The organism is Glaciimonas soli (assembly GCF_009497155.1).
Classification (GTDB): Bacteria; Pseudomonadota; Gammaproteobacteria; order Burkholderiales; family Burkholderiaceae_D; genus Glaciimonas; species Glaciimonas soli.
Genome location: NZ_WINI01000003.1, coordinates 217,757 through 233,927, shown reverse-complemented (window position 1 = coordinate 233,927; position 16,171 = coordinate 217,757). Strand labels below are relative to the sequence as shown.

Below are 16,171 nucleotides of genomic sequence, written 5' to 3'. Positions count from 1 at the left end.
TTCTTTATGGCGCAGTGCATGTACATAACAACGATTCCGTAGGAACGAGGAGACACCAGCATGACAGTACGTAACATATTCGGTGCAATGGCGATCGGTGCCACGCTCATGGTCAGTATCGCCAGTAACGCCCAACCGCCTGATTTAAGCACCTGGCGTCCGCAAGTAGCGCCAATGTCGGCCGAGCAGATTGCCCATATGTCGGCGCAATCATCAATACCGACCAATTGCTTTTGGGGCGGCACCGTCAGTGCCAATTCCTTCAATATTCTGTTTCCAGATACCGGCGCGACGTATTGGGCAGCGCAGTACAAGTTACCGCCCGGCGCCAAGCTTTATCTGCAGGGAGAGTTTACGCATGGACGCCACATGTCCTTCACGACTTACAACGCTGAGGGCTTGCCGGTCGACCGTCTGAATGACTTGATGATCGCGCCGGAACCTGGCTCGGTTAATCCGTTTCTTCCGGGTGCGCAGCGCGATGGCAAACAGCGTGCCTATCGTATTGACCTGGCCGAAGGCAGTATGGGACAAGTCAACGTCGCTGATGGCCGTAGTCATGGCAACCGCCTTTTTGCCAATGCCAGCAATGGCGTGCAGCAGCTTTGGTACAGGGTCTATGTTCCAGACCACGGGCAGGACATTAAGGGGGGCGTGCCACTGCCGGAACCCGTGATGATGCTGGCCGACGGGCAGACCGTGACCGGTGCGACACTGTGCAAACAGATCATCGTGCCAGAGGGGGAAATCCGCGATGTGCATTTACCAGTCGACACGGTGCATCAGATGTTTGCACTAACCGGGCCGAGCGCTCCATTGCATCCGGCGCAAAACCCACCGTTATGGAGTGCTTTCTTCAATCCAGCTTTATCTGTAACCAACGTATTGATTGGTACGCCGTACGAAGCGTTACGCGCGAAAATGGATACGACACGGCGTAACGGCTTTTACGGCACACTGGATAATACTTACATGTCGGCCTACATCGATCAGCGTTATGGGGCGATATTAGTGATGCATGCCAAGGCACCCACCACGCCGCATACCTACGGCAATGAGAAAGTGATGAAGCCAGCGCAGTTACGTTACTGGTCAGTGTGTAAGAATCACTCGCTGGCGGATACTGCCGTCGATGATTGTCTGTACGACGAGCAGGTGCCGCTGGATAGTCACGGCGACTATACTATCGTGGTCTCGACGGCGGCGCAGCGGCCAGCGAATGCTCGCGCCGAATGTGGCGTGGCGTGGCTGGACTGGGGTAGTGCTGGCGACGGCATCGGCAATTCGGCTGGCGGTATTCTGATTTATCGCCATATGATGCCATCACGTGAGTTCTATCCACAGAGCTTGTTCGCTACCAAAAAACCGGGCGATGAAGCGGCAGTATTAGGTGAGTACTTCCCGCAATCCACCTATACGGATCGCGCCACTTTTGAGCAGCGTGGTTGCGTCAAACCAAAGTAGGTTAATAGCGTTACCATATCGAACTTCCGGCACACATCAATGTGTGCCGGAAGTTTTTTTGCGTCCGCTGTTGAGGCAATGATTTTTTTAGCCGGTAACGATATAAATGAAAACGAACAAATGAATGCATCATCACCTCTGACAATTCACGCCGGCCCGGGAGCGTTGGCGCGGCTCAAAAGTCATGGTCTGCAAGCGCAGGACGTGGCCGTAATTCCAGCTGCTGCCGGTGGTCCCAAGGGTTTGATATTCCAAGCACTTGATCAATTCCTGTTCGGTCATTGGTTACCGGCGGCCCCGCGTGAGCGCACGTTGATTGGTTCTTCGATCGGTGCCTGGCGTATGGCAGCGGCCTGTGACAGCGATCCCGTAGCGGCTTTTCAACGGTTAGGGGACGTCTATTGCGCACAGCGTTATTCGAAAAAGCCGTCGCCATTGCAAGTCAGTACGGTGGTGCAAGATGTGTTGCACGATTTCATCGCTGGCCATGCAGCGGATATCACCAGCCATCCTTATCATCGTTTGCAATTGATCACCGCACGCGGCCGCGGTTTGCTTGATGTGCCGCGCAATAACTGGGCCATTAAAGCAGGCTTCGGTGCAGCGACCTTGGCCAATCTGACTTCACGGGCCGGTTTGGCACGTCATCTGGAGCGAGTCGTAATCGGTGATGTACGCGCAGCGAATCACTGGCTAAGTGCTTCGTTTGACGCTTTCAATACCCATTTCGCACCGCTGTCCGCGGCCAATCTGGAGGCGGTGTTATTGGCTTCTGGCACACTGCCGTTGGTGATGGAACCGGTCTCCGAAATTTTGCATGCGCCACGCGGCACTTACTGGGATGGCGGAATTATCGACTATCATCTGGCGCTGCCCTACACACGCCTGCAACAAGGGCTGGACGCCGACTTGGTGCTGTATCCGCATTTTAGCCGGCACATCGTACCGGGCTGGCTTGACAAAGCTTTACCGTGGCGGCGCGCCGGACAAGACCGTCATCGCGATTGGATGGACAACGTGATTGTGTTGGCGCCGTCAGCATCATTCCTGCGCAGCCTGCCGCGCAAAAAACTGCCGGACCGCAAAGATTTTTCGCACTACGGTCTGGAACACGAGATGCGCCAGCAGCAATGGCAAGTGGCAATCCGGCAAGGAACGCAGTTACGCGATGCGTTTGCTGCGTTTGTGGAGCGCCCCGATATGCGCCTGGTGCAACCGCTGTAGTACATTCATTTGACCGCATCGACGGCTAACTGCATGTTCGGTACTGACATTGTTTAACGCGTAAATAAAAGCGGAGTCCATATAGGCTCCGCTTTTATTTTTGTACCGCTAATTTGCTGTTGAAGTGATAGGACAGTTACTGCCGTACTATGCGAAGCTCAACCCCGTTTGGGAATTTGCAGACCTTTTACGACCGCCGGACGCGCCACAAATGCATCTAACGCGCGCGTGACATGCGGGAAATCTGCAATACCCACCAGATCGCCAGCTTCATAGAAGCCGATCAGGTTGCGCACCCAAGGGAAAGTGGCGATATCGGCGATGGTATACGCATCTCCCATAATCCACTGGCGTTTCGCAAGTCGTTGATTCAATACGGCGAGTAAACGCTTAGCCTCGGCAACGTAACGATCGCGCGGGCGCTTGTCTTCGTAGTCCTTGCCAGCGAATTTGTGAAAAAAACCAACCTGCCCGAACATCGGCCCAATGCCGCCCATTTGGAACATCAGCCACTGGATAGTCTCATAACGAGCAGCAAGATCTTTAGGCATGAATTGCTCGCATTTATCAGCCAGATATATCAGGATCGCACCGGACTCAAACAACGGCAGTGGTTGTCCACCTGGACCATTGGGATCGAGAATGGCAGGGATTTTGTTATTAGGGTTGAGTGACAGAAACGCCGGTGACATTTGGTCATTGGTCTCGAAACTGACCAGATGTGGCTCATAGGGCAGACCACATTCTTCCAGCATGATGGATACTTTGACGCCGTTGGGTGTCGGCAGAGAATAAAGTTGGATGCGATCAGGATGCTGAGCTGGCCACTTTTGGGTGATGGGGAAGGTGGAAAGACTAGTCATGAAAAACCTTATTTACGGATTCAAGGAAAGAGTAAGCATACGCAAAATTGCCAAATGGCGTTGTCGCTTCGTATAAATAGAATTTTTCTTATTTCACCGTATCATAAATCTGCCAGACAGCAAGGATGACGATCAAGGAGCCAACCAGAACCATGTTTAACATCATTGTTTTCTCATCTTGAAAATTCAGCGTAAACGGCGAGAGCATGATCCAAAAACCTAACAGAATATTGAGAATTTCTTCGCCTTTGTCGATCAGTCTATTGACAGAAATTAAATTAAACATGATCAGCACGGCGCCAATCCCGATGGCGTTTTCGGTTGCGGGTTTGTTTAGCCAATAATCCATCTGCCAAGGTGAAAGCATCAGCCAGCAACCTAGCCCTATGCATACCCAATCCTGCCAACGTATGTTCATGACAATCTCTCCGCACGTCGTAATTTGCAGCGATATATATTTTCAATTTACTCTTAATTGCTTAGATGAGTGAATTTCGCCTCTTGCTGTTTTGCTTATTCAATAATCTTGTTTCCTCCTGTCGAGATATTTGAAAATCGCATAAGCATCGCCGAATTCCTTCGTTTTGCTTGTAGTACAAATCGCGTACTGTAAGCGATCGGTAATGACAACTTTAACCAACCCCAACGAGGAATTCCATGATTGCCGCCGCTCTTAAAAAATTGCCAGCACTGGCTATTTTCTCTCTCATTTCTGCGCACGCTTTGGCTGCAGATAAAGAAGTCAACATCGCCTATCAAACTGTGGTCGAGCCTGCCAAAGTGGCACAAGCTGACGGTGCTTATGAAAAGGCGACTGGCTGGAAAATCAATTGGAAAAAATTTGATAGCGGCGCAGATGTGATTACAGCGGTTGCTTCCGGTGATATTCAGGTCGGTTATCTTGGCAGCAGTCCATTGGCTGCGGCCGCTACGCGTGAATTGCCGATTGAAACCATCTTGATTGCGGCGCAGATCGGTCAGGCAGAAGCGCTGGTGGTGCGCAATGGCAGCGGCATTACGAAAGCACAGGATTTGATCGGTAAGAAAATCGCGGTGCCGTTTGTTTCGACCACGCATTACAGCTTATTGGCGGCTTTGAAGCATTGGGGCATAGACCCAAACAAAGTGCAGATTCTGAATTTACGTCCACAAGAAATTACCGCTGCCTGGCAGCGTGGCGATATCGATGCGGCTTATGTGTGGGATCCGGCATTAGGTAAGGCGAAAGAGACCGGCAAGATTTTGACGAGCTCAGCAGAGGTGGCAAAATGGGGCGCGCCGACGTTTGATGCGTGGATAGTTCGTAAAGATTTTGCGCAAAAAAATCCTGACTTTGTGACGGAGTTTGTGAAAGTGACTGGACTGGCCTATGCCGATTACCGTGCTCATGGCGCAGAGTGGAAAGTTGGCTCGCCGCAGTCAGTGAAAATTGCACGTTTGACTGGCGCCAAAGAATCGGACATCCCTGAATTATTGGCTGGTAGCAGCTTCCCTGTCTTGAAAGAACAAGTGCAATTGCTGGGCGGCGTTGATGGTACTACCGTCAAGGCATTGGCAGCGACTTCCGCATTCCTGAAAGAGCAAAAGAAAGTGGAACGCGTATTGCCGGATTATCAGCCGTATGTGAATGGGACTTTTGTGGCACAGGCTGAAAAATAAGTTTTATTGACCTTACGCAAAGCCGTGGTACGCATGGCACGTTGTGCTCACGGTCTTATGGTCTGGATATCGGAAACAGGGTTTGCTCAAGCAGTGATCTCTGAAATTAACTTCTTTCGGTCTGCGCTACACCGTGTTGTGAGCACAACATGCCATGCGCACCACGGCTTTGTGTAACATCAGTTAATAAGGAAGCATCATGATTCGCTTGCAATCCATAGGTGTGAGTTTTAACACTCCATCTTCACGCCGCAATCCAACGCAATCAGTCGAAGTATTACGCAACCTGTCGCTGGATTGTCGTGATGGCAGTTTCACCGTGGTGATTGGCGAGTCGGGATGTGGCAAGACGACTTTGTTGAATGTGATCGCCGGTTTTCTGACGCCGACTAGCGGCAGTGTCAGTTTGGATGGCAGTGCGATTACCGGGCCGGGTGCTGAACGCGGCGTGGTGTTTCAAAGCGATACTTTGTTACCTTGGCAAACGGTGCAGGAAAACGTGGTGTTTGGGCTGCGTCTGGCCGGTTGGGGCAAAGAAAAACGCGCAGAGAAAGCGCATGAATATTTGCAGCTGACTGGCTTGGCAGACTACGCCGATTACGCTATCGATAAACTGTCTGGCGGCATGCGTCAGCGTGTCAGTCTGGCTCGCGCATTGGCGGTTGATCCGCGCTTTTTATTGTTGGATGAGCCTCTGGGTGCGCTCGATGCCCTGACGCGTGAGAGGATGCAAGAGCACTTGCTGCAAGTGTGGCATCGCAGCGGAAAAGGCATGTTCATGATTACGCATAGCGTCGAAGAGGCTTTGTTTTTAGCCACTGATTTGGTGTTGTTGCGCGCACGTCCGGGTCGCGTTGAAAGTGTGCATCAACTGGAATTCGGTCAGCGCTTTGCGGCTGGTGAATCGGCGCGCAGCATTAAGTCCGATCCTTCTTTTGTCCGCTTACGCGAAGAGATTCTTGAACAGTTATTGCAGAATGAAGTTAAGCATGACGAAGTTAAGTATGAAACTAACAAAGAAGCGTGGGCAGCATGAGTGAATTATCAGCGACCCTGTCGGCGCTTGAATTGCCGCGCGAAATATTAATACAAGCGTCAATACCCGTCTCGACACAAGCGTCACGACGCGGCAAATCTGAAGTAACAGCACGTGCGCCGGTTTCAGATCGGACGATCACGCTGATTACTGTATTTGCATTGTTTGGATTATGGTGGCTGGTGAGTGCATTGGCTTTAGTGCCGCCATTGTTCTTGCCATCGCCGTTGGCGGTCATGCACAAATTTTATGCAGTGGCGACAGAAGGATTTGTTGATGCCACTTTATGGCAGCATGCCAGCACCAGTATCTTGCGGGTTTTTGCCGCCTTGCTATTGGCGCTGGTGAGCGCGATACCGTTGGGTATCTGGATAGGACTAAGTCGTCGCGCAAGGGCAGTATTTGATCCATTGATCGAGTTTTACCGGCCAATACCACCGTTGGCATATTTGCCACTGATTGTGATCTGGTGCGGGATTGGTGAGTTGTCTAAAGTGCTGCTGATTTATCTGGCGATTTTTGCGCCGCTGACGATTGCGACGGTGCAGGGAGTACGCCGGGTTCATCCACAGCGTTTGCTATCGGCACGATCATTGGGCGCTAGTCGTTGGCAGTTGATTCGTTTCGTCGTTTTGCCATCCGCGCTACCGGATGTGTTGACCGGCGTACGAATAGGTTTGGGCGTGGGCTGGTCGACTTTAGTGGCGGCAGAATTGATTGCCGCGACGTGCGGTCTTGGCTTCATGATTCAATCGGCCGCACAGTTCTTGGTGACGGATGTGGTGATCATGGGGATTTTGGTGATCGCTTTGATCGCGTCGATTTTTGAATTTGGAATACGCTGGTTGCAACGGCAGTACGTACCTTGGAGTGAACAAGGATAGTGTCGATATTCTGCAGAAATAGGAGAGCACGGGTTTTAGTGCCCACTCTATTTCTGTTTTATCTAATTAAAATCCGATAAAAATTAAATCAAATTAATCGAACAATTCTTGCCAAAAGCTTTCTTTCTTTTTTGTGCGATAGCGATTGTCGCCATGGCGTGAATGTTGACTATGGTGAGAAGGTTGATATTCAGGTTCACGTGCTGTTTGTGTTGGATGCAGTGCATCAGCTACTTGGTCCTGAACCGATTTCTGAATAATTTTATCAAGTTCACCGCGATCTAACCACACACCGCGACAGCCTGGACAATAGTCGATTTCGATGCTTTGACGCTCGCTCATGACCAGCTCTTTGTCTTTGCATACAGGACAATACATAGGTACCTCCAGATTTGTTAAAAGCGACAATTTCAAGGCCCGTGAATTAACGGCGCCTCGCCTATTTCTATAGCTTGCTTATGCTGTTATTACGTTAATTTTCTTCACGTCTAATTCCGACTCGGCTATGAGATTTTTATCGAATTTTCCGGTGATTTCGACCAGCGTTGTAGCGTTGATAGTGGTGTTTGCCGGGAAATGTTTATGTGAAATCTCAACTTTCATTTCGCCACTGGCATCAGAAAACACATAGTGCTCGCCACCGGTATGACGGACTATCTTTCCGATTACGGTCACATATTGATCGTCACTGCCATTTGCCAGCAACTGTTTGACAGTCATGGTGGGTACTGTCGATGGACCGTTGTAATGAGGACTGGCGGTAGTTTTCGAGGCAGGGTCAGTAGATGGACCGCTATAGCCTTGCGCGATAACGGCGGTGGAACTGGCTGATAAAACGGCAATGATGATAAGTTTATTGATGTGCACCATATAATTCCTTGATAGTTACGTTAGCAACGACCAGTGCTAAAGCGTGCGCTGACCTTGATGCTATTAGGCGCTATCAAGCTTAAGCTTGTCTTAAGAACTATAAGTAACGACAACGGCTGATGTCAGATGCTTTCTTGCTGTGGAAAATCCAGAAAAACACCCAACCCACGACCATGCAAGCCATCGCCAAAAGAGAGAGTTGCGCCGTGCAATTCGGCGATGCGACGGACGATAGATAGTCCCAAACCATTCCCGCTTTTACCACTACCTAGTACCCGAAAAAAACGCTCACTCAGTCTGCCCCGTTGTTCGGCATCGACACCAGGGCCGTCGTCGCAAATGGCGATCCGCAACATGCCTGCGGTCTTGCTGGTAGCGATGCGAACGGTGCTGTTTTCTGAACTGTAGCGTAATGCATTGTCGAGCAGATTGCGTAAGGCGATCTGCATCATGTCGGCATTCATGCTCAGATGATCAGCGTTGCAGTGCAGTTGCAAATGTATGCCGCGTTGCTCGGCCATAGTTGCATGGTTTAGTATCAATTCCTGCAGATAAGGTTGCAGCGTGACGGTTTGTCGTTGCAGGCTGCTTTGATTGATCGGGTCCAGGCGTGCCAGCGCTAATAAATTTTCAACCAACGCTGTACTGCGATCTATATCATCGCGCAGTTTTTGAAACGGAATGGACAGTTCACCATGTTGACGCTGCAATAATTGCACATGCATCCGTAAAGCCGCCAGCGGAGTACGCAGTTCATGGGCAGCATCGGCGGTGAAACGGCGTTCAGCTTGTAGCGCGGTATCCAGACGTAGCAATACACCGTTGAGTGCACTGACGATGGGTTGCAATTCGCTAGGTTGATTATCCAACGTGACTGGCTTCAGGTCGTTTAACGATTTTTGCGTTAATGCATAGGCGGTGTGTTTGATCGGTTTGATCAGGCGACTGACGCAGTACCAGCTGACCAAGCCTAATAGCGTTAGCAGCAACACGACGGGAATAATTAGGCTATCCGCTAATTCATCCAGAATATCCAGGCGTTTTTTAAATTTTTGTCCGACCTGCACTTCAAAATGTGCATCCTTGCTGCGTACTACGAAGATACGCCACCGCGTACCGTCGATCTCGATATTCGTGAAACCTTTACTTCGTTCAAATTCAGGAACGAAAGGTATGTGTGGTGCTTTGTCAGTACGCTGAATCACTTTATCGTTGACCACGATTTGATATTGAATATCTACTTTGCGTGGCTCGCCGGTACCGACTCCGGCTTCGTTCAATAATCCTCTATCATTAAAATCAGTGGTGGCTGCCATGATCAGATAGCTGGACTCCTTCAGGGCATCGTCAAACACCTCGTTGGTTTCGTGCCACGCAATGAACGCGATGATAGTCAGACTTGCCAGCCACAATAAGGTGCTGATACCAAGTATGGTGCCCAGTAAACGCCATCGCAATGAATATGCACGCGGCTTTGAGGCGCTGGTGTGATCTTGAGGCAGTTCAGACATGCTCTTCTTTTAAACGATAGCCGAGGCCGCGCAAGGTGACGATGAATGAGGCACCGAGTTTTTTACGCAGATGATGGATATGCACTTCGATGGCATTGCTCTCCACTTCGTCGCCCCAGCCGTATAAGGTTTCTTCGATTTGCGCCCGAGTGACGATTTGCTGGCGCCGCAGCATCAACGCGTGTAATACCGCAAATTCGCGCGCAGTCAGTTCGATTGCAGCACCATCTGACATAACGCGTTTGCTGGCCAGGTTGAGCTCTATCTTGCCGTGCGTCAGAATATTCGTCGACAATTGTCCATGGCGGCGCATGGCAGCGCGAATGCGTGCCGACATTTCCTCCAGGTCAAACGGTTTGATCAAATAATCATCCGCCCCCAAATCCAAACCTTCGATCCGGTCGGCCAAGGTATCGCGGGCAGTGATCAAGAGTATCGGGACCAGATTCTGGGCTTGCCGTAATTGCCGCAAAAGTTGATCGCCGGAAAATCCCGGTAAGCCGCGATCCAGCAGTACGCAGTCATAGCAATGGGTTTGCAGTGCGGTTGCCGCGGAATCGCCGCGCAGCACCCAGTCCACCGCGTAACCATCAAGCTGCAGCCAGGATTGTACGGTGGCACCGAGGGAGGGATCGTCTTCGACAAGGAGGATGCGCATGAGATAAATTGTAAGCTGGGCTGATTAAGACAGGCTTAAGGCGAGATTGTTCTCTTTTGAGTGCATGTAACTTAAGCTATGCGAATGTTTCTTAAGTGTAAAAACTTAACGGCACTCGTACTTGGTGCCGTTTTTTGTTGTAGTGTAGCGCTTTGTTTGGTTTCGACTACTTTGCTCACAGTAATAATTGCAGAAATGCTAATTAATTTTAATGGCAGCGTTTGCGCAATTTGTACGACACATGACGATTTCACCATATACCCCGCACGATACCCGCAAGACATGGATAAGCATCGCCGTAACAGTGTTGCTGCATGTGGTATTGCTGTTTTTGGTTCTGACGCAAGCGGACAAAATCGTCGTTCAGATGCGCCCGGAGCCATCAGATGCGTTGAATATCACATTTATCCAAGAAACATCACCGAGTTCGGCGGTGCATAAGACTCAGGCACGACCGCCTACGACGAAATCTGCCAGTAAACCTAAAGTCGCCAAGGTGACGCCTAAAGTTCGTCCGTCCCCCGTGATTGCGCGCACGAAACCGACGCCGACGCCGCCACAAGAAAAGCCCGTAGAGCCGCCACCGATTGCCAAGGTGTCGCCAGACATGGACATGAGCACCATGATAGAAGCGGCGCGTGCCAAACGTCGCGCAGCGGCTGGATTAACCGAGAATGAAACGCCTGACGATAATGGCAGCAACGGCCAAGCGCCAGCGGCAGACAACGCGGTTGCGCTGGCCAACATCAATTTCCTTACCCACAGAGGTGGTGGCGGTGGCGTATTCCAGATTATTCACAAAGGCACTAGCTCCGCGCAATACGCATTCAACGGTTGGGGCGGTACTGCCCGTGAAAATCGTCGCCAGTATATTGATGTTCAGGCTGGACCAGATGGCAATCTGGAAATCGCCATCATTAGAAGCATGATCGAGCTGATCCGTAAACGCTATCAAGGTGATTTCCAATGGGATTCGCAGCGCTTGGGTAAGGTCATTACCTTGTCCGCACGTCCAACCGATCAGGCTGGACTGGAATCATTTATGATGCGTGAGTTTTTTGGTGGATCGGCGCGGTAACATTTCAGTAGTGGGCACTTGGGTGATAATTTTTTGCGTAAGTCTTAATAAAATGTAGTCTATTGGAGAGCGCATGATCACGGTACACCACTTAAATAACTCGCGCTCACAGCGTGTACTCTGGTTGTTGGAAGAACTAGGGTTGCCGTATGAAATAAAACGCTACCAGCGCAACCCAAAAACCATGCTGGCACCAGCTGAATTGCGCGCTGTGCATCCACTTGGAAAGTCGCCCGTGATCAGCGATGAGCACAACACCATCGCGGAGTCAGGCGCGATTATTGAATATCTGGTGCAACAGTACGGTGGTGGTCGTTTGATTCCAGAGTTTGGCAGCAAAGACAGATTGCGCTATACCTATTGGCTGCATTACGCCGAAGGTTCGGCCATGCATCCGCTGCTATTAAAATTAATTTTCGGCCGCATCGACAAACCGCCGATGCCAGCATTTCTGCGACCATTTGCCAAGATGATTTCTGGCGGCATGCAGAAAAATTATATTAATCCGCAGATCGCGACACATCTGGATTTTTTGGAAGCGGAACTAGGTAAAAGCACCTGGTTTGCGGGTGAAGAATTCAGTGCTGCCGATATTCAAATGAGTTTTCCATTAGAGGCCGCAAGTTCACGCGGTGGCCTTAACGAAAGCCGTCCCCGACTGATGGCATTTTTAAAACGGATTCATGAGCGCCCTGCGTATTTGCGCGCGGTTGAAAAGGGCGGGCAGTACGATTTAATGCGTTAGTCATTGGCAGGTCATCATTTCCGACCTACCTTATTCCACGCAATCCCAGTAGAATGAATGCATCTTGATGTCCTACGGAGATGCAATGTTCGCTACTGAAAAATTCACCGATCCACATGCAGCAGTTGAGCGTGTGTGCGCTATTTACGAACACAACACAGCGTTATTGCGCGATGCGTTTAAACGTTTTTCTAACGGCGAAGTATTGCCTGGACGTGTGCGTGCCTGCTATCCGTTTGTGCGTGTAACCACTGAGTTTCATACCCGTGCCGATACGCGGCAATCATTCGGCTTCGTGGCCGGCCCTGGCGTCTACCAAACGACGCTAACGCGACCAGCTTTATATACCCAATATTTAATCAGTCAATTCAAATTATTACGCGACAATCATGATGTGCCGCTGGAAATTGGCGTCAGTGATATGCCGATTCCGGTGCACTTTGCTTTCTCCGAAGGGATACACGTCGAAGGTACGCTCGATTCCGATCATTTGCGTTCTTTGCCGGATGTATTTGATTTGCCGAATTTGGCGACGATGGATGATTGCATCGTTAACGGAACTTATGCCGAGGCAGCCGGTGAACCACATCCATTAGCACTGTTTACAGCACCACGAATTGATTATTCTTTGCATCGTTTGAAGCATTACACCGCGACTTCTCCGGACCGTTTTCAGCGCTACGTTTTGTTTACCAACTATGCGTTTTACGTCGATGAGTTCATTCGCATGGGACGCGAATTGATGCAGGAAACCGATGACCCGGAACAGCGCATTTATCGTCAGCAATACACGGCATTTGTCGAGCCGGGTGATTTGACAACATGGAATGCCAATCTGGATGACTTGCCATCCGATCGCGCTATCACCGGCATTGCACCAGCGCGACAACCGCAAATGCCGGCATATCATTTGCAACGTGCGGATGGTTCTGGCATCACGCTGATCAATATCGGTGTTGGCCCATCGAACGCCAAAACCATCACTGATCACGTCGCCGTTTTGCGTCCACATGGCTGGTTGATGCTGGGACACTGCGCCGGTTTGGCGGCGTCGCAAAGGATGGGGGATTATGTGTTGGCACATGCGTACGTGCGTGATGATCATGTGCTGGATGATGACTTGCCATTGTGGGTGCCGATTCCAGCGCTGGCAGAAGTGCAAATGGCATTGCAGGATGCGGTGGCGCATATCACGCAACTAGACGGATATGAACTCAAGCGCATCATGCGCACCGGCACGGTAGCGTCAGTCGATGATCGCAATTGGGAACTACGCGATCACCGCGTGCCTTTATTGCGCTTCAATCAAAGTCGTTGCATTGCATTGGATATGGAAAGCGCCACTGTGGCCGCAAATGGTTTCCGTTTCCGTGTCCCTTATGGGACTTTATTGTGTGTTTCCGACAAACCGTTGCATGGCGAAATCAAATTGCCGGGGATGGCAAATCGGTTTTACGAGCAGCGCGTAAACCAGCATTTGAAAATAGGCATCCATGCACTGGAAGTTTTACGTAATCAAGGTGTGGATCAACTGCATAGCCGGAAGTTGCGCAGCTTTAGTGAGCCTGCGTTCCGTTAAATTGCTGGTGACTATAATCCGACCGCTTTATAGTCACCAGCCTTAATTGCTTGAACATAAAAATCTCTTTTATTGAGCATGTCGTCAATCTCTGCCGGTGTAAGAAGTTGCTTCAACGCTTCTTCCATTGGCATTTCACAACTCCCCCCATAGACGCACATTCCTTCCACGTCAACAGCATGAGCACTGCAATCTAAGCCGAGATCGCAAGCCGCTAAATGAAATCCCATCGCACGTGTATCTGGTTTTACACTTTGCAAATCTTTTACTTCTATATTTTCGTTAGTGTTTTTATGCTCAGCATCATCCCATAGCGTTTGCATGTAGCCAGTCAGGGCGACAATGGCATCAGGTTCTTGCGACAAAAAAGCGTTTTTAGCCAAGAGGTGTGCTTCGTCTTTTTTGCCAATTTTATCTAAGGCGATAAGTTTATATTCTATGGCCGCATAGCTATCGCCATTTTGCACTTCCTTGCCTAATGCTTTGTTCTCAGCTTTGAGGGCATCAACTGTCATATTTGTAAATCCGGCACAACGCGCAGCGAGATTGCGATCCGCAATATCTCTGGAGGGAGCGCTATTTGCCGGTCCATCTAATAATTTATATGGTGGCGACTTCGGTAGAACGACGATGACATTTCCCCGGCCTGGAAGGGCATAACGCGCGCAAAATTGCAGTGCATTCCATGCGAAATATTTTTCATCGGCGTTTTCGCTGTTACGGTATTTTGCATACAGCGCATATAAATCATTGGTCGATTGATATGCTTTTGATATTGCAATGAATGCGGATCGGTTGTGTACTGCTCGTGTAGGAACAACTGAAATGGCCGCAACGGGCATAGTTGTCGTTTGCTTGCTTGCACGTTGTTCAGTGAGCTTTATGACTTTCGCTTCTTGCGGATAAAAGAACATACAAGCGATGGCGGCGATGAGAGCCGCAATCAACATCAAAATGAAGTGATGCTTTTTCATATTTATCTGTAACCCATGGTGGAGACAAGACGCATGTCAACAACGATTAAACATAGAAGAACAAATATAGTCACTCTGGAGAGTGGTGAAGAAATTGCACAGCATTGTCGCCCCGGCGATACCGCGATTGTGCATGATGAGCATGGATGGTGGGTACATTTTATTGATGAGGATGGGCAAGTTGAAGGTTATGATGCGCCTTTTGAATCACATAACAAGGCGTTGTGGACGGCGAAGGCGGCTGCCGAATTTGCGGGAGAGTAGAAGTGCAGTATCAGCATTTTAAAGGCGGTATCTATGAATTCATTTGCGAAGCAACCTTGGAATCAGATCCAACGGTAACGATGATTGTGTATCGCGCGATGGTCAACGGCACCATTTGGACGCGTCCGAGCACGGTGTTCTTTGAGCAAATTGAACATGAAGGAAAAATGGTGCAGCGATTTACGAAAATAGAAGCAGTGGAAATTTCAGCAGGGAAATAGATCATGGCATCAACAAATACAAAAGATCCACTTCAAGGCATCACCCTGGAAAACCTCTTGACGGCGCTGGTCGATTACTACGGCTGGGAGCAGCTTGGCAAAATGATTGAGATTCGTTGTTTTCAAAGTGATCCCAGTATCAAATCCAGTTTAAAGTTTTTACGCAAAACACCTTGGGCGCGGGAAAAGGTTGAGGCGTTGTACGTTACATCTATTACAACGTAGAATTAATTATATTGGGGTCGGAGTCAATTTATTGAGTACAATTTAGTTCTCAATCATTGCACGTTGCTACCATGGCCCGCCTACCTCGTCTCGTCATTCCCAATCAACCTCATCACATCATCCAGCGCGGTATCGATCGTCAGACGATTTTCCGCGATGCGGATGACTATATGTTCTTTTTGGCACGTTTACGCGATGCTGCTAAGCAATTTAAAGTTGCTATTCATGCTTACGTGCTGATGCCCAATCATTTTCATTTGCTGGCGACCCCTGCCGATGCACAAGGTCTGGCGCGGATGATGCAATGGATAGGGCGTTTTTATGTGCCTTATTTCAATCAAAAACAGGATCGTGTCGGTACTTTGTGGCAAGGACGCTACAAGGCGACGGTAATTGATACCGACCGCTATTTCATGCTGTGCTGTCGCTATATCGAAACCAACCCCGTGCGTGCTGGCTTGGTGGCGATGCCGAGCGATTATCATTGGTCCAGCTATTTACATCACGTTGGGCTGAAGTCAGATCCGTTGATTGTGGACCATGCGCTGTATTGGGGTTTGGGGAATACGCCATTCGAGCGCGAGGCCACATATAAGGAAATGGCAGAGCGAGCACTAACTTCTGTGGAAGTATTGGAGCTTGTCGACGCTACCAACAAAGGGTGGGCACTGGGCTCGGATAAGTTCAAATTGGCTCTTGAGAAACAGAGCAAACAACGCGTAAGCCCCGCCAAGCGTGGGCGACCATCTAAATCAACCGCAGATAAGAACAAAGATTCCTGATCAGTAGGCTGGCAGTGCTTTGCAATCAAGTTTCACAGCGGAATTTACTCTGTCCCTATATAAATAATATGCGAAATATGAAATACTATATTTTACTCCGACCCTAATTATTCTGGTTGAAGTCTGTGCTGCTC

At 49.7% G+C, this 16,171-nt stretch carries 19 protein-coding genes; 12 read left to right on the top strand and 7 right to left on the bottom strand.

Features of this window, described 5'->3' with window-relative positions; all coding sequences use genetic code 11:
• Positions 1-60 precede the first annotated feature (60 nt).
• Together GEV47_RS07240 and GEV47_RS07235 are read left to right on the top strand one after the other, a co-directional pair.
• Positions 61-1,464, top strand: a complete 1,404-nt coding sequence (locus GEV47_RS07240; protein WP_153234064.1) for a hypothetical protein — start codon at positions 61-63, stop codon at positions 1,462-1,464.
• Positions 1,465-1,584: 120 nt separating this feature from the next.
• Positions 1,585-2,688 (top strand): patatin-like phospholipase family protein, encoded by a 1,104-nt coding sequence (locus tag GEV47_RS07235; protein WP_153234063.1) that lies wholly within the window; start codon positions 1,585-1,587, stop codon positions 2,686-2,688.
• A gap of 158 nt (positions 2,689-2,846) precedes the next feature.
• Here GEV47_RS07235 and GEV47_RS07230 read toward each other — a convergent pair whose 3' ends face one another.
• Positions 2,847-3,551: a glutathione S-transferase C-terminal domain-containing protein gene (locus GEV47_RS07230; protein WP_153234062.1), complete on the bottom strand. Its 705-nt coding sequence runs from the start codon at positions 3,549-3,551 to the stop codon at positions 2,847-2,849.
• An 88-nt stretch (positions 3,552-3,639) separates the two neighbouring features.
• Positions 3,640-3,969, bottom strand: coding sequence for an SPW repeat protein (locus GEV47_RS07225; RefSeq protein WP_153234061.1), 330 nt, complete (start codon positions 3,967-3,969; stop codon positions 3,640-3,642).
• A 239-nt stretch (positions 3,970-4,208) separates the two neighbouring features.
• Between GEV47_RS07225 and tauA the strand changes: the two genes are divergently transcribed.
• From tauA to tauC, 3 genes are all read left to right on the top strand, one after another.
• Positions 4,209-5,210, top strand: coding sequence for a taurine ABC transporter substrate-binding protein (gene tauA, locus GEV47_RS07220; RefSeq protein ID WP_153234060.1), 1,002 nt, complete (start codon positions 4,209-4,211; stop codon positions 5,208-5,210).
• A gap of 199 nt (positions 5,211-5,409) precedes the next feature.
• Positions 5,410-6,246: a taurine ABC transporter ATP-binding protein gene (locus GEV47_RS07215; protein WP_153234059.1), complete on the top strand. Its 837-nt coding sequence runs from the start codon at positions 5,410-5,412 to the stop codon at positions 6,244-6,246.
• Positions 6,243-7,130: a taurine ABC transporter permease TauC gene (gene tauC, locus GEV47_RS07210; RefSeq protein WP_153234058.1), complete on the top strand. Its 888-nt coding sequence runs from the start codon at positions 6,243-6,245 to the stop codon at positions 7,128-7,130. The genes GEV47_RS07215 and tauC overlap by 4 nt, the downstream gene beginning before the upstream one ends.
• 93 nt (positions 7,131-7,223) lie before the next feature.
• On the opposite strand, the gene GEV47_RS07205 is transcribed toward tauC, so the two are convergent.
• The 4 genes from GEV47_RS07205 to GEV47_RS07190 form a co-directional block, all read right to left on the bottom strand.
• Entirely contained in the window at positions 7,224-7,508 is a 285-nt protein-coding gene (locus tag GEV47_RS07205) for a TFIIB-type zinc ribbon-containing protein (RefSeq protein ID WP_153234057.1), read from the bottom strand.
• 78 nt (positions 7,509-7,586) lie between these two features.
• The gene (locus GEV47_RS07200) at positions 7,587-8,000 is read right to left on the bottom strand and encodes a YgiW/YdeI family stress tolerance OB fold protein (RefSeq protein WP_153234056.1); all 414 of its coding nucleotides are present in this window, start codon (positions 7,998-8,000) and stop codon (positions 7,587-7,589) included.
• 122 nt (positions 8,001-8,122) lie between these two features.
• Positions 8,123-9,511: an ATP-binding protein gene (locus tag GEV47_RS07195; RefSeq protein WP_153234055.1), complete on the bottom strand. Its 1,389-nt coding sequence runs from the start codon at positions 9,509-9,511 to the stop codon at positions 8,123-8,125.
• Positions 9,504-10,169: a response regulator gene (locus GEV47_RS07190; protein ID WP_153234054.1), complete on the bottom strand. Its 666-nt coding sequence runs from the start codon at positions 10,167-10,169 to the stop codon at positions 9,504-9,506. The genes GEV47_RS07195 and GEV47_RS07190 overlap by 8 nt, the downstream gene beginning before the upstream one ends.
• A gap of 241 nt (positions 10,170-10,410) precedes the next feature.
• On the opposite strand from GEV47_RS07190, the gene GEV47_RS07185 reads away from it, so the two are divergent.
• The 3 genes from GEV47_RS07185 to GEV47_RS07175 all read left to right on the top strand — a co-directional run bounded on the left by GEV47_RS07185 (position 10,411) and on the right by GEV47_RS07175 (position 13,571).
• The gene (locus tag GEV47_RS07185; RefSeq protein ID WP_153234053.1) at positions 10,411-11,247 is read left to right on the top strand and encodes a hypothetical protein; all 837 of its coding nucleotides are present in this window, start codon (positions 10,411-10,413) and stop codon (positions 11,245-11,247) included.
• Between the two features lie 73 nt (positions 11,248-11,320).
• Entirely contained in the window at positions 11,321-11,992 is a 672-nt protein-coding gene (locus tag GEV47_RS07180) for a glutathione S-transferase (protein ID WP_153234052.1), read from the top strand.
• Between the two features lie 85 nt (positions 11,993-12,077).
• Positions 12,078-13,571: an AMP nucleosidase gene (locus GEV47_RS07175; protein ID WP_153234051.1), complete on the top strand. Its 1,494-nt coding sequence runs from the start codon at positions 12,078-12,080 to the stop codon at positions 13,569-13,571.
• Between the two features lie 11 nt (positions 13,572-13,582).
• On the opposite strand, the gene GEV47_RS07170 is transcribed toward GEV47_RS07175, so the two are convergent.
• Positions 13,583-14,545: a hypothetical protein gene (locus GEV47_RS07170; RefSeq protein ID WP_153234050.1), complete on the bottom strand. Its 963-nt coding sequence runs from the start codon at positions 14,543-14,545 to the stop codon at positions 13,583-13,585.
• Positions 14,546-14,578: 33 nt separating this feature from the next.
• Between GEV47_RS07170 and GEV47_RS07165 the strand changes: the two genes are divergently transcribed.
• From GEV47_RS07165 to GEV47_RS07150, 4 genes are all read left to right on the top strand, one after another.
• Positions 14,579-14,809 carry a hypothetical protein gene (locus GEV47_RS07165; RefSeq protein WP_153234049.1) on the top strand — a complete coding sequence of 77 codons (231 nt, stop codon included), beginning with the start codon at positions 14,579-14,581 and terminating at the stop codon, positions 14,807-14,809.
• Between the two features lie 2 nt (positions 14,810-14,811).
• Positions 14,812-15,030 carry a DUF1653 domain-containing protein gene (locus tag GEV47_RS07160; protein WP_322741581.1) on the top strand — a complete coding sequence of 73 codons (219 nt, stop codon included), beginning with the start codon at positions 14,812-14,814 and terminating at the stop codon, positions 15,028-15,030.
• Positions 15,031-15,033: 3 nt separating this feature from the next.
• Positions 15,034-15,255 carry a VF530 family protein gene (locus GEV47_RS07155; RefSeq protein WP_153234048.1) on the top strand — a complete coding sequence of 74 codons (222 nt, stop codon included), beginning with the start codon at positions 15,034-15,036 and terminating at the stop codon, positions 15,253-15,255.
• Between the two features lie 71 nt (positions 15,256-15,326).
• Positions 15,327-16,037 carry an REP-associated tyrosine transposase gene (locus GEV47_RS07150; protein WP_153234047.1) on the top strand — a complete coding sequence of 237 codons (711 nt, stop codon included), beginning with the start codon at positions 15,327-15,329 and terminating at the stop codon, positions 16,035-16,037.
• The last annotated feature ends 134 nt before the right edge of the window (positions 16,038-16,171 follow it).

Bases quoted from the DNA above. Each gene is read 5' to 3' on its own strand.
- GEV47_RS07240 (WP_153234064.1), top strand. From the start codon at position 61: ATGACAGTACGTAACATATTCGGTGCAATGGCGATCGGTGCCACGCTC.
- GEV47_RS07235 (WP_153234063.1), top strand. From the start codon at position 1,585: ATGAATGCATCATCACCTCTGACAATTCACGCCGGCCCGGGAGCGTTG.
- GEV47_RS07230 (WP_153234062.1), bottom strand. From the start codon at position 3,551: ATGACTAGTCTTTCCACCTTCCCCATCACCCAAAAGTGGCCAGCTCAG.
- GEV47_RS07225 (WP_153234061.1), bottom strand. From the start codon at position 3,969: ATGAACATACGTTGGCAGGATTGGGTATGCATAGGGCTAGGTTGCTGG.
- tauA (WP_153234060.1), top strand. From the start codon at position 4,209: ATGATTGCCGCCGCTCTTAAAAAATTGCCAGCACTGGCTATTTTCTCT.
- GEV47_RS07215 (WP_153234059.1), top strand. From the start codon at position 5,410: ATGATTCGCTTGCAATCCATAGGTGTGAGTTTTAACACTCCATCTTCA.
- tauC (WP_153234058.1), top strand. From the start codon at position 6,243: ATGAGTGAATTATCAGCGACCCTGTCGGCGCTTGAATTGCCGCGCGAA.
- GEV47_RS07205 (WP_153234057.1), bottom strand. From the start codon at position 7,508: ATGTATTGTCCTGTATGCAAAGACAAAGAGCTGGTCATGAGCGAGCGT.
- GEV47_RS07200 (WP_153234056.1), bottom strand. From the start codon at position 8,000: ATGGTGCACATCAATAAACTTATCATCATTGCCGTTTTATCAGCCAGT.
- GEV47_RS07195 (WP_153234055.1), bottom strand. From the start codon at position 9,511: ATGTCTGAACTGCCTCAAGATCACACCAGCGCCTCAAAGCCGCGTGCA.
- GEV47_RS07190 (WP_153234054.1), bottom strand. From the start codon at position 10,169: ATGCGCATCCTCCTTGTCGAAGACGATCCCTCCCTCGGTGCCACCGTA.
- GEV47_RS07185 (WP_153234053.1), top strand. From the start codon at position 10,411: ATGACGATTTCACCATATACCCCGCACGATACCCGCAAGACATGGATA.
- GEV47_RS07180 (WP_153234052.1), top strand. From the start codon at position 11,321: ATGATCACGGTACACCACTTAAATAACTCGCGCTCACAGCGTGTACTC.
- GEV47_RS07175 (WP_153234051.1), top strand. From the start codon at position 12,078: ATGTTCGCTACTGAAAAATTCACCGATCCACATGCAGCAGTTGAGCGT.
- GEV47_RS07170 (WP_153234050.1), bottom strand. From the start codon at position 14,545: ATGAAAAAGCATCACTTCATTTTGATGTTGATTGCGGCTCTCATCGCC.
- GEV47_RS07165 (WP_153234049.1), top strand. From the start codon at position 14,579: ATGTCAACAACGATTAAACATAGAAGAACAAATATAGTCACTCTGGAG.
- GEV47_RS07155 (WP_153234048.1), top strand. From the start codon at position 15,034: ATGGCATCAACAAATACAAAAGATCCACTTCAAGGCATCACCCTGGAA.
- GEV47_RS07150 (WP_153234047.1), top strand. From the start codon at position 15,327: ATGGCCCGCCTACCTCGTCTCGTCATTCCCAATCAACCTCATCACATC.